The organism is Sphingomonas sp. GW821-FHT02B09 (assembly GCF_059421875.1).
This window is the reverse complement of record NZ_JBWKVV010000003.1, coordinates 130,470-142,072: the sequence shown is the minus strand read 5'-3', so window position 1 is coordinate 142,072 and position 11,603 is coordinate 130,470. Positions and strand designations below refer to the sequence as shown.

10 protein-coding genes are annotated in these 11,603 nt (G+C 68.7%); 3 read left to right on the top strand and 7 right to left on the bottom strand.

The window, feature by feature from the left end; translation table 11 throughout:
- Positions 1-93: 93 nt before the first annotated feature.
- The 6 genes from AC07U4_RS15090 to AC07U4_RS15065 form a co-directional block, all read right to left on the bottom strand.
- On the bottom strand, positions 94-756 hold the full coding sequence (locus AC07U4_RS15090; protein ID WP_495195961.1) for a hypothetical protein: 663 nt from the start codon (positions 754-756) through the stop codon (positions 94-96).
- Positions 756-1,565: a metallophosphoesterase family protein gene (locus tag AC07U4_RS15085; RefSeq protein ID WP_052075739.1), complete on the bottom strand. Its 810-nt coding sequence runs from the start codon at positions 1,563-1,565 to the stop codon at positions 756-758. The genes AC07U4_RS15090 and AC07U4_RS15085 overlap by 1 nt, the downstream gene beginning before the upstream one ends.
- Positions 1,555-2,496 carry a hypothetical protein gene (locus AC07U4_RS15080; protein ID WP_495195960.1) on the bottom strand — a complete coding sequence of 314 codons (942 nt, stop codon included), beginning with the start codon at positions 2,494-2,496 and terminating at the stop codon, positions 1,555-1,557. Before AC07U4_RS15080 ends, AC07U4_RS15085 begins: the two co-directional genes overlap by 11 nt.
- A gap of 59 nt (positions 2,497-2,555) precedes the next feature.
- On the bottom strand, positions 2,556-3,008 hold the full coding sequence (locus AC07U4_RS15075; RefSeq protein ID WP_495195959.1) for a YbaN family protein: 453 nt from the start codon (positions 3,006-3,008) through the stop codon (positions 2,556-2,558).
- Positions 2,986-3,606: a biliverdin-producing heme oxygenase gene (locus AC07U4_RS15070; protein ID WP_495195958.1), complete on the bottom strand. Its 621-nt coding sequence runs from the start codon at positions 3,604-3,606 to the stop codon at positions 2,986-2,988. Before AC07U4_RS15070 ends, AC07U4_RS15075 begins: the two co-directional genes overlap by 23 nt.
- Before the next feature lie 217 nt (positions 3,607-3,823).
- On the bottom strand, positions 3,824-5,638 hold the full coding sequence (locus tag AC07U4_RS15065) for a PAS domain-containing sensor histidine kinase (RefSeq protein WP_495195957.1): 1,815 nt from the start codon (positions 5,636-5,638) through the stop codon (positions 3,824-3,826).
- Between the two features lie 124 nt (positions 5,639-5,762).
- Here AC07U4_RS15065 and AC07U4_RS15060 point away from each other — a divergent pair, with 124 nt between their 5' ends.
- Positions 5,763-6,443: a response regulator transcription factor gene (locus AC07U4_RS15060; RefSeq protein ID WP_495195956.1), complete on the top strand. Its 681-nt coding sequence runs from the start codon at positions 5,763-5,765 to the stop codon at positions 6,441-6,443.
- Positions 6,440-7,807: a sensor histidine kinase gene (locus tag AC07U4_RS15055; RefSeq protein ID WP_495195955.1), complete on the top strand. Its 1,368-nt coding sequence runs from the start codon at positions 6,440-6,442 to the stop codon at positions 7,805-7,807. Before AC07U4_RS15060 ends, AC07U4_RS15055 begins: the two co-directional genes overlap by 4 nt.
- Here AC07U4_RS15055 and AC07U4_RS15050 read toward each other — a convergent pair.
- Positions 7,777-10,329 carry a TonB-dependent receptor gene (locus AC07U4_RS15050; RefSeq protein ID WP_137899465.1) on the bottom strand — a complete coding sequence of 851 codons (2,553 nt, stop codon included), beginning with the start codon at positions 10,327-10,329 and terminating at the stop codon, positions 7,777-7,779. The two genes, AC07U4_RS15055 and AC07U4_RS15050, sit on opposite strands and share 31 nt — an antisense overlap.
- Positions 10,330-10,642: 313 nt before the next feature.
- Between AC07U4_RS15050 and AC07U4_RS15045 the strand changes: the two genes are divergently transcribed.
- Complete coding sequence (locus tag AC07U4_RS15045; RefSeq protein WP_495195954.1) at positions 10,643-11,500, top strand: TorF family putative porin; 858 nt, start codon at positions 10,643-10,645, stop codon at positions 11,498-11,500.
- Positions 11,501-11,603: the final 103 nt, after the last annotated feature.

Genomic DNA, 11,603 nt, shown 5'->3' with positions numbered 1-11,603 from the left:
GGGCGATGCCGGCTTCCGCAGAGGTTTAGGACGGGTCCGAAGTGACGGGGGTGAAGTTTGAGCGCGAGCGACGGCCCTATGCGATCGCCCCGGTCACCATTGCCGGCGCAGCGCGCGGATCGCGTCGATGCTGTCGCGGCGGGCGCGGGCGGGATCGGGCGTCGCTGCCGGCGGGGACGCCGCCGTCGCGGCGGCGCCGGGGCGCGGCGCGGGCGGCTCGGCGGCGGCGATGCGTGGCGGCGCGACCGCCGCGGGCGGCGGCGGCTCGGCCGCCGGCGTCGGTGCCACGCTGTCGCGCACGGTCGCCGCCAGCGCCTCGGCGAGCAATGGCGTGCTCGGCGTCGTGCCCGGCGGGGAGGTCGGCAGCTCCGGCGACGGAACCGCCGCGAACGCCCGACGGTGGCGGCGGAACGGCTGGGACCGGGGCTGCGCCGCGGCAGCCGCGGCGGTGACGGTCGCCGACGCGGCCGGCGTCGGCGCGCCGGGCACCTCGATCACCCGGTGCGGCGGCGCCGCGGGCGTAATCGTCACCGATCGGCCGACGAACAGCCCGACCCCGGCGACCAGCGCGATGCCGAGCGACGCGGCGACCGTCGCCGAGGCGCGCCGCGACGTCTTGACCCGGTGCAGCGTCGGTACCGCGCCGGCCGGCTCCTCGGGCGGCGGCGGCGGCGCGGCGGCCGGCGCGTCGGGCAGGCCGAGGATCGAGGCGAGATTGGCGTCGAGCCGTTTGTCGTTGAAGCCGGGCGGGGACATCAGCCGTTCCGGACCATGGAATCGTCGTCGGACGTCGCGTCGTCCTCGGTCAGCATCAGTTCGGGCAGCAAGGTGGTGTGCAGCATCCAGCGCTCGCCGCCCTCGATGCCGATCGCGGTGAGCTGGTTGGTGCGATAGGCGCCGGTATCGATCCCGATCCGGTTGTTGCGCACCACCGGGCGATGTTCGGAAATGGTGTGGCCGTGGACGACGATCATGCCGTGCGACGCCTCGGATTCGAGGAAATCGTCGGTGATCCACAACAGATCCTCGGCACGCTGGCGGCGCAGCGCGACGCCGGGGCGGATGCCGGCATGGACGAACAAATAGTCGCCGTGGCGATGATAGAGGGGCAGGCGCGCCAGCCACTGGATCGCCTCCTCGCCGACGATCGCGGCGGCGTGGCGCAGCTTGTCCATCGTCGCCGGCCCGTCCAGCAGCGCCTCGTCGACGCCCCAGCTCAGCAACGTCTCGCGGCCGCCGAACTTCAGCCACTGGCGATAGGCGTAGAGGCTGCCGCGCAGCGCATCGACCATCATCTCCTCGTGATTGCCCTTCAGCACCATGAAGCGGTCGGTCGAGGCGGTGAGGTTCATGCAGCCCTTCACCATCTTGGCGGAATCGGGGCCGCGATCGACGATGTCGCCGAGCAGGATCAGCCGCGTCGGTGCCGCCAGCCGGCTCGCCTGGTCGCGCTCGATGATGTTCATCAGCCGCCGGAACAGATCGTAGCGGCCGTGCACGTCGCCGATCGCATAGACCCGCGTCACCGCATCGCCCAGCTCGGCATCGTTCAGCTCAGCGGGCATTGCGCTTCTGGAGGCCGAGCGACAGCGACAGCCCGGCCGAGGCCGCGGCGGCGCCGCGCGACAGGCCGGCGGTGGCGAAGCCGGTGAGCCGCAGCGGCGTGCCGCCGAGCCGGGTCGAGGCGCCGGCGAACAATTCGTGCGCATCCGCGACCAGCCGCGTCGCCGCGCGCGAATAATGGTAGGAGGCGAGCAGGAAGCTGTCGGTGCCGAGCGCATAGGAAGCGCCGGCCGAGGCCGCCGGCCCGTCGCGCAGGTCGTAGCGCGCGGTGTCGCCGAGGAAACGATAGCTGACCGAACCGAACGGGGTGAGCTTGCCGATCGGATAGGAGACGTCGACGCCGCCGGCATAATCGTTCTTGCCGCTCGACAGGCCGCTGCTGTCCGTCGCGGTGTTGATCTTGGCGCGGCCGGACAATTGCACCTCCAGCGGCGTATTGGCGGAGACGATCGTATAGGCGGCGCCCAGCGTCAGGTCGCCGAAGCCGTCGAAGGTCCGCTTGGTCGCGGCGGTGTCGGTCGCGACCAGGATCGGCGTCGAATCGATGCCGGTGAAGATCGTCGAGCGGCTGCGGATCCGCATCCACGGCAGCGAGGCGGAGAGCGTCCAGTCGCCCATGCGCAGCCGCGCGCCGAGTGCCGAACTCCAGATCGTCGTCTTGGACGCGGTGCCGAACTTGCCTTCGGCATAGATCGAGCCGAGCGAGACATCGGCACGCGCGTCCTCGTCGGTCAGCCGCTCCATCGCCTGTGGCACGCTGCTCGCCGAGACCGTCGCGGTGCCGCTCGACGGCGACACCGGGCCGCTGATGTCGTAACGGATCGCCTGCCGCGTGGCGTCGTCGCCGCGCGCGCGCTGATCCTGCGCCGCGGCCGGCACGGCCGTGACGATCGCGACGATGGCAGTGCCGATGGTCCCCACCCGGTGCGTCATATCTGTCTCCCTAGCGGAAGACCTACCACGAATCGAAGATGGTTAATCGAGAATTTGGCTTAATCTATCGTGTGATGCGGGCCATCTGCCCCGGGCGCCGGCCGGCTGGCGATCCACGCCGCGCAGGCGAGCAGCACCGCTGCGACCGCTATCGCGGGCAGCGCGCCGGGGCGGACGAGCGCGTAGAAGGAGACGAAGCCGATCGTGATCCCGACGCAGGCGGCGATCTTGGCGTGGCGCGGGATCGCGCGCTGCGTCCGCCACGCGCGCAGCGGCGGGCCGACGCGGGGATGATCGAGCAGCCATTGTTCCAGCCGCACCGACGAGCGCGCGAAACAGGGCAGGGCGAGGATCAGGAAGTCGGTGGTCGGCAGCAACGGCACGAACAGGCCGACGAAGCCGATGCCGACCAGCATCCAGCCGAGCGTCATCCACAAGGCCCGGCTGACCCGGCCGCGCGCGATCACGCCGGGCGCCAGCGGCGTGCCGTCAGCGGAGGGTATCGTCGGCATAGGCCTGCACCCGGGCAAAGGCGGCCTCGGCGCCGGCGATCACCCGGTCCTCCGCCGCGGTGTCGAGCGCGATGCCGTCGAGTGCGGCGGTGAAGATGCGCCAATAGGCCGCCGGCCCCTCGGGCGCCGGCGCGAGGTGGCGCGCACCGAAATCGTCGGACAGGCCGAGCCTGGCGGCATCCTTGCGCAGCAATGTCGCCCCCATCCGCGACCCTTCCGCGACGTAGAGCCAGCCGAGCGCGGTCGGCAGGTCGATCGCCGCGCCGGGCACGAACGCCGGGGCGGTGTCGGGCTGCGGCACCGCGGCGGCGAGATCGGCGAGGTCCTGCCGCAACAGCGGCAATTGCCGCCGCTCGCCGAGGCCGGGAAACAGCGTCTGCAGATCGGCGTCGGCGTAGAGCGCGTCGATGTCGCGGTGGAACAGGAACTGCATGCGGGCGAACCGCACATAGCCGTCGCGCGAGGCGAAGGAGGACGCGCCCGCCACGGTGGTGTCGAGCCGCTCGTGCGTATCGTGGGTCAGCGCCTTCAGCCGCTTCGCCCGGCTCGGCGGCGGCGCCGGCTGGGCGGGGGAGGCGGCGGTGGGGGCGAGCGTCATGGCGAAGTCTCCGGAACGGTAATAGGGGTGGCGTGGCGGACTGGAAGCCGGTCCGTTCGACATGGATGACGTCCCCGAGCGCATTTTGCCTACCTTGATGCAGCTATTGCGAAGCATTCTCATCCTATGCCGGGGCGATGAGGATTGCCAGCGAAATACCGCAAGTCGTTGTTCCGCTTGGCTCCTGATGGCTGCGTTAGCGAGAAGTTTGTGATGATTACGCGCAGCCGTTGGTCTCCGACACCGGCAGCTCGATCGTGCAATGCAGGCCATCGGGTCCGAGCGAGAAGTGCGTCTCGGCATCGAGCTGATAGGGCAGCGCGCGCTCGATCAGCTCGCGCCCCTGGCCGGTGCCGCGCGGTGCGTCGCCCTGCGGCATCACCACCTGCGATTCGCGCCACGCGATGCGCAACCGCGGCGACGCCCCGTCGGCGGCGGGGATCAGCGACCAGCGCACCGTCAGCCGCGCCTGCGGCTGGCCGAGCGCGCCATATTTGAGTGCGTTGGTCGCCAGTTCGTGCAACGCCATCGCCAGCATCTGCACCGCCGACGAGCGCAGCCGGATGCCCGCCGGTCCGTCGAGCACGATCCGCTCCGACACCCCGGCCATCGCCGACATCTCGCTGTGCACGAGCTCGTCGAAACTGACCCGATCGACGTCCTGCAAGCGCGACAGCAGCCCCTGCACGCGGGCGAGCGCCGCGAGCCGATCGACGAAGCGGTCGCGAAAGCCGGCCAGGTCGCTGCTCGACCGCACCGTCCGGTCGGCGATCGAGCGGACCAGGTTGATGAGGTTGCGGGTACGGTGCTGCAATTCGGCGACCAGCACCTCCAGCCGCTCGGAATTGGCGACGACCTCGGTCACGTCGACGCTGATCCCCCCGATCCGTTCGACCGCGCCGCCGTTGCGCAGCGCGAAGACGGTGTCGTGCACCCAGCGCGTCTCGCCGTCCCCCGGGCGGCGGATGCGGAACGTGCTGGTCCGATGCTCCCCCGCGCAGGCGCTGCGGATCGCCGCGACCGCGGGGATGCGATCCTCGGCGACGACCAGCTCCGCCCATTGCGCCACATCCACCGCGTCGGCGTCCAGCCCATAGAGGCGCGCGAACGCCGGATTGGCATATTCCAGCCGGAGACACCCTGCTTCCCGCACCCACAAAGCATTCGACGACGCATCCCCGAACTGGCGAAAGCGCGTCTCGCTCTCCTGCAACGCCCGCTCGATTTCCATCCGCGCGGTCAGGTCGACGGTGACGACCAGCAGATGGCCCGGCTGGCCGCGCACGTCCGCCATCGGCGTGACCGTGCTGTTCGCCCAGATCAGCGTGCCGTCGGGCCGGCGGTACCGCTTGTCGAGCACCGCTGGCTGGCGATCGGTCACCGCCTTGGCGAGCGCACGGACCGACGCCGGAAAGTCGTCGGCGAAGGTGACGTCGGCGACGGTGCTGCGCAGCAGGCCATCCTCGCTGCGCGCGAGGATCCGGCACAGCTCCTGGTTGACGCGCAGGAATCGCCCCTCGGCATCGATGACCGACAGGCCCACCGCGGCATCGGCGAAGATCGCCCCCAGCCGCGCCTCGCGTTCCGCGGCGCGCATCGCATCCTCGCGCCGGGCGGTGATGTCGCGCTGCAGCGACAGCCAGGCGGTGATCGCGCCGGCGTCGTCGCGCACCGGGTCGATCGTCCAGTCGACCAGATAGGCGCTGCCGTCCTTGCGGTAGTTGATGCCCTCGCCGTGAAACCCCTCGCCCGCGGCCAGCGCCGTGCGCATCCGCGCGAGCAGGTCCCGGTCGGTGCCGGGGCCCTGCAGCATGCGCGGCGTCGCGCCGACCAGCTCGTCGCGCGTATAGCCGGTCATCGCCTGCATCGCCGGATTGACGTAGCGGATGATCGGGCCGGGCGGGTCGATCGCCGGGCCGGTGATCACGACCGCATGGCGCGCGGCCTCGAGCATCGCCCATTCGCCGGGAAGCTGGCTGGCGGGAAACGGCAGGTCGTCGATTGTCCGCCTCCCTGTTCCGGCCCCGATCATCGCCTTATCGTCGCGCGACGCCCGAATCCAGATCGTTCGGGTGTGGCGCGGCGGTGCAGTCGACGCCGATCCGGTCAGGAAAAGGCTTGACGACGCGCCGTCGAAACCGCGTTTATTCGCCACGATGACTCTCAACCTTCTCCTGGTCGAGGACGATGCCGCCTATGCCGAGGCGCTTGCCGAGGAATTGCGCGCGATTGGCCACGCCACCGCGATCGCCAGCGACGGCCGGCAGGCGCTGACGGTCATGAACGAGGCGGCGTTCGATGCGGTGATCCTCGACCGGATGATGCCGCGGCTCGACGGCATGTCGGTGCTCCAGACCTTGCGGGCGGGGGGGATAACGTTGCCGGTCATCATGCTGACCGCGCTGTCCGGCTCGCACGACAAGGTCGAGGGGCTTGAGGCGGGTGCCGACGATTATGTCGTCAAGCCGGTCGCGGCGATGGAATTGCACGCGCGATTGACCGCGATCCTGCGCGGGCGTGGCTGGACGACGTCGAGCGCCGACACGTTGCAGGCCGGCGACATCGTCGTCAGCCCGACCAGCTTCCGCGCGTGGCGGGGCGGCAGGCCGATCGACCTCGCCAAGCTGGAGCTCAAGCTGCTCGTCGAACTGGTCCGCAACGCCGATGCGGTGCTGACCCGGGCGATGCTGATCGAGCGGGTGTGGGGCTATGACTTCATCCCCGACACCAATATCGTCGACGTCCACATCCGCCGGCTGCGCCGCAAGCTGACCGAGGGCGGCGGCGACGATCCGATCCAGACGCTGCGCGGCATCGGCTATATGATGCGCGGATGAAGCCCAGCCTGCGTGCGCTGACCATCGGCTTCCTGGCGGCGTTCCTCGTCGCGACGGCGGGCACCGGACTGGCGACCTATCGCCTGACCTTGGGGACGATCGACCGGCTGGTCGATCGGCGGATCGAGAACGTCAGCGCTTTGGTCGCTGCCGACGGCCGCCGCGCCACCGCACCGCGGCTGCTGGCGCGGATCGCCGCCCTCGCCCGGCGGCGCGATACCGGCGACATCGGTTTCCAGCTCACCGACACCGCCGGCCGGCGGCTCGGTGGCAACGTCACGCTGACGCGGCGGTTCGCGCCGGGCTATGCCGACGTGCGGCGGCGCGACCGTATCCAGGGGCTATCGGCGGGGCGGGCGTTCACCCGGCCGGTCGGCGACGGGCTGACGCTGACGACGATCGCCGAGACCGAGCCGTTCGACGGCTATCGCGGCGCACGGCGGTACATCTATCTGCTCGGCTATGCGCTGATCGTGGTCATCGTGCTGGGCGGGCTCGTCGCGTTCGGACGGACGATCGCGCGGCGCTTTGCGGAGACGCGGCGGACGGTGGAGGCGATTATCGCCGGCGACATGCAGCAGCGCATCGCGGTGACCGGATCCGTCGACGAATTCGACCGCCAGGCGCATGCCTTCAACCGCATGCTCGACCGGATCGCCGAGCTGATGGAGGGGCTGCGCAACGTCTCCAACGACGTCGCGCACGACCTGCGCACGCCGCTCGCCCGGTTGCGCAGCCGGCTGGCGACGACCGCGGCGCGGGCGGACGGCCGGACGCGCGACGAGGTCGAACAGGCGATCGGCGAATGCGATGCGATCCTCGGGATGGTCGGGGCGATGCTGCGGATCGCCGAAATCGAGAGCGGGCGGCGCACGGCGGGCTTCACCCGCGTCGATCTGGCCGCATTGGTCGCGGACATCGGCGAGGCGATGGCACCGGTCGCGGAGGACGGTGGCCGCGATCTGGTGGTCGCCGTGGGCGGGCCGGTGCCGATCACCGGGGACCCGCGGCTGATCGAACAGGCGCTGCTCAACGGTGTCGAGAATGCGCTGCGGCATACGCCGGCGGGAACGCGGATCACGCTCGGTACGGCGGTTTCGGGCGACCGTGCCACGGTCACGATCGACGACGACGGTCCGGGTATAGCGGCCGACCAGCGTGTGCTGGCATTGCGCCGCTTCGGGCGGCTGGAGGCGAGCCGTAATCGGCCGGGTCATGGCCTGGGATTGCCGCTAATTGCAGCGATCATGCGGCTGCACGGCGGCGACCTGCTGCTGGAGGATGGCGAACCCGGGCTGGTGCTCGGGCTCGCCTTTCCCTTGGGATCAGCCGATCAGAACTTGACCGACGCTTCGAGGCCGTAGGTGCGCGGCGCGTTGAAATTGCCGTAATCGCCCAACACGCCGTTGATGTTGCCCGTCGTTGCTCCCGGCGTCGTCGGCGCGGCGGGGAGGCTGTTGGACGGGTCGCGACGGAAGATGTACTGCTTGTCGAACAGGTTCCGCACCCAGGCCGAGATCGTCAGCTGGTTGGTGCCGAGGTTGATGTTCGACAAGGCGACGCGGCTGTTGACGATGAACGAGGCATCGTTGTGGGTCGCGAACTGGTCGAACGCCTGCGTCGACTGTGCGTAGTTGCCGTCGATGTGGAACTTCAGGTCCAGATCGTTGAGTGGGATCGTGTAATCGATCGCGCCATTCGCGGCGTTGCGCGGCGTGAAGACGATATAGAAGTTTTGATAGACGTTGGTCGACGTGATGAGCACCGGCGGAATCTTGGTATAGGTATAGGCATAGCCGGCGGTGAGCGTGAGGTGATCAACCGGCTGTACGGTCAGGTCCGCCTCGATGCCGCGGATCTTGGTGATGCCGGGGGCGTTGATCGTCACGAGATTGTTGAAATTGCCCGTCGCGGTCGGCTGGATCGAGCTGATGTCAACTTGGCTGTTCTTCCGATCCATGATATAGCCGGCGAGGTTGAGCCGCGCACGGTGTTCCCAAAAGTCGGACTTCATGCCGATTTCGTAGGACTTCACGTCCTCAGGGTTGAACGGCAAATAATTCGCCGTGCGCGAGCTGGCACCGCCGGCGCGATAGCCGGTGGCGTATTTGGCGTAGAGATGGACGCTGTCGCTCGCGTCGAAGGCCAAGGTCGCCATCGGGTTGAACCGCTTCCAGGTCCGGTCGAGCGGCTGATAGCCATTCCGCGTCGCCGCCGCAGTGTTGGTGTCGTAATTGATGTTGCGCGAGAAGTGCAGGACGCCCTGCTTCTCGTCGCGCGTGTAGCGCCCGCCGACGGTCAGGTGCACCGCGTCGGTCGCGTTCCACGTCACCTGGCCATAGCCGGCATAGCTCTTCGACCAGACTTCCGAGGCGCGATCGATCGAGCGGCAACCGGGCTGTGAGCCCGCCGGTGACGTCGTACCACCGACCGGCAGACCATTGACGACGGTAAAGCCGGTGGTGATCGTGGCGCAGGGATCGACGATACTGATCGTGCCGGTCGCCGCATTGTAGAAGTTCGAATTGGGCGTCGCGGCGTCGTCGCTGACGTGCTCGTTGAAATAATAGAGGCCGGCGACATAGTCGAGCTGCCCGACGGTGCCGACCGCCTGGAATTCCTGGCTGAACTGGTTCTGATGCAGGTCGGCAAGCGAATAGCGGCTGAACAAGGTGCCGTTCTGCAATTGGCCGTTGATGACGACGTTGCTTGAGTTGAGTACCGGTACGCGGTGCGCCCCGCCACTATTGTCCCATTGCGTCGAATCGACGCCGCGCCACGCGGTGATCGAGCGCAGCTCGATCTCGGGGGCGACGTTCCAGCGGATGTTCGAGGTGAAGCCGTGCGTCTTGTCGATGCTCGGCTGCTGCGGCACGCCGATATCGGCGACCTTCTGGCGGCTGGTGCCGTTGATGACGGTGCCGGGAATCAGCGACTTCACCGTGCCGGTCAATGAGGTGTAGTTCGTGCCGGGAAGCTTGCAGTTCGGCTGCGATGCTTGCGTGCCGGCGACGCAGCCATTGGGATTGTAGTTCAGCAACTGACTGTAGAACGGGCTGTTGGCATCATAGCCGTTGTCGTAGCTGAAGTCGGCGGTCATGCCCTCGACGGGCTTGATCCGCGCGGTCGCCTTGAAGCCGCGTCGGTCGAAATAGTTGAAGCCGGTCTGGCCGGCGAGCGGGTTCTTAGTCGTCGGCCCCTGATATTGGACGACGCCGTCGAGCTTCAGGCTGACGCCGTAGGTCTCGGGCAGGTCGAGACGCAGCGCGCCGTTATAGCCGCCGTAATTGGCGATGCCAGCCGTGGCGCTGCCGTCGAACTTGCCGCTCGGCCCTTTTGTGACGAGGCTGAGCGCGCCGCCCTCGGTGTTGCGGCCGAACAACGTCCCCTGCGGGCCCTTGAGCACTTCGATCCGCTCGATGTCGAACAAGGCGGCGTTGAGGCCGTGCTGGCGGCCAAGGTAGACGCCGTCGACATAGATGCCGACACCCTGTTCGCGTGCGGGCTGGTTGGCGTCGAGCGGCACGATGCCGCGGATACCGATCGTCAGCGCGCTCTGGCGCGCTTCGAAGGTGGCGACGCGCAGCGACGGCACGGCGCCGTCGGCGAGGTCGTAGAGGCTCTGGACGTGACGATCGACCAGCGAAGTCGCGGTCAGCACGTTCATCGAGATCGGCGTCTTCTGCAGGTTCGTCTCGCGCTTCGTCGCGGTCACGACGATGTCCTGCAACTGGCTGCCGCCGGTGTCGGGATCGGGATCGGCGACGACCGCCGGTGCGGCGGCGGTGTCGGCCTGGGCCTGTGCGAAGGCCGGGGTGGCACCGGCCAGCGCCAGCAGCGCCGCGCCAGTAAGCAGATACGCGCGGGCATGAGAAGAACCGGACAAAGAACGTCCCCCTGAAAGTGATTATGTGATGAGCCGCGCCACTAGCGGCGACGGAAGTATTCTCCGTGACTGTTCGGTGACGCCGATCGATGCGGCGATGTCATCCTGAGTTCATCTTGATGGCAGCGACGCTGCGTTTCGGTGCGCCACGACCCGCGGCCAGAGGCGGATGAAAACGGCAAATATATGCGAATGCTATGTGATTGTCCGAAAGCGATCTCGCTTTGCTACGCGCGGCCTGCCTAATCGCACTGCCTGGGGCGCGCCCCGCCGTCGATCATGACGGCCCGGCCGCGACCAAAAGGGTAACGTGATGATCGTCTATCGTTTATGGGGCGCCGCACTGCTGTGCGGCCTGCCGGCTTCCGCCCTCGCCCAATCCGCCGGAAGCGAGACCGCACCGCCGCCGGCGGTCACCGTCTCGGGTTCGGTCGGGCTGGTGTCCGACTATCGATTCCGCGGCGTGTCGCAGTCCGACAAGGACATGGCGGTGCAGGGCGGGCTGACCGTCGCGCATGAGAGCGGGCTGTATGTCGGCACCTGGGCGTCCAATCTCGCGGGCTGGGGCACGTTCGGCGGCGCCAATATGGAGCTGGACCTGATCGGCGGCTACAAGCGCGCGCTCGCGCCCAATGGGACGCTCGACGTCGGGCTGACCTGGTACATGTACCCCGGCGGCGCCGACAAGACCGACTTCGCCGAACCCTATGCGAAGCTGACCGGCACCGCCGGCCCGGCGACGCTCACCGCCAGCGTCGCCTACGCGCCCAGGCAGCAGGCGCTGGGCCGCTGGTATCGCACCGGCGCCGAGGCGGCGGCGGGCGTCTATACCGATCGCGGCGACAAGAAGGACAATCTCTACCTCGCCGGCGACGGCGCGCTGGCGATCGCCGGCACGCCGCTGACCGCGCGCGCGCATGTCGGCCATAGCTGGGGCAATGACGGGCTCGGCCCCAACGCGACCAGCGTCACCCCGACCGGCGAATATTGGGACTGGTCGCTCGGCGCCGACGCGCATTGGCGCAGCCTGACGCTCGGCCTGAGCTACGTCGACACCGACATCGGTAACCGCGACGCCGCCTATCTGCAGCCGAGCTTCAGCCGCGGTCAGGACGGCCGCGGCAGCATCGCCGACGGCGCCATCGTCGTCGGCCTCACCGCCGCTTTCTGAGGACACCGCCATGCACGATTTGCTGTGGATCGCGATCCTGATCGGGCTGGTGGCGGCGACGCTCGCCTACGCCCGGCTCTGCGACAACGCCTGACCGGAGACG

Coding starts and splice junctions, on each gene's coding strand:
- AC07U4_RS15085 (WP_052075739.1), bottom strand. CDS start 1,565: ATGCCCGCTGAGCTGAACGATGCCGAGCTGGGCGATGCGGTGACGCGG.
- AC07U4_RS15080 (WP_495195960.1), bottom strand. CDS start 2,496: ATGACGCACCGGGTGGGGACCATCGGCACTGCCATCGTCGCGATCGTC.
- AC07U4_RS15065 (WP_495195957.1), bottom strand. CDS start 5,638: ATGATCGGGGCCGGAACAGGGAGGCGGACAATCGACGACCTGCCGTTT.
- AC07U4_RS15060 (WP_495195956.1), top strand. CDS start 5,763: ATGACTCTCAACCTTCTCCTGGTCGAGGACGATGCCGCCTATGCCGAG.
- AC07U4_RS15055 (WP_495195955.1), top strand. CDS start 6,440: ATGAAGCCCAGCCTGCGTGCGCTGACCATCGGCTTCCTGGCGGCGTTC.
- AC07U4_RS15090 (WP_495195961.1), bottom strand. CDS start 756: ATGTCCCCGCCCGGCTTCAACGACAAACGGCTCGACGCCAATCTCGCC.
- AC07U4_RS15070 (WP_495195958.1), bottom strand. CDS start 3,606: ATGACGCTCGCCCCCACCGCCGCCTCCCCCGCCCAGCCGGCGCCGCCG.
- AC07U4_RS15045 (WP_495195954.1), top strand. CDS start 10,643: ATGATCGTCTATCGTTTATGGGGCGCCGCACTGCTGTGCGGCCTGCCG.
- AC07U4_RS15075 (WP_495195959.1), bottom strand. CDS start 3,008: ATGCCGACGATACCCTCCGCTGACGGCACGCCGCTGGCGCCCGGCGTG.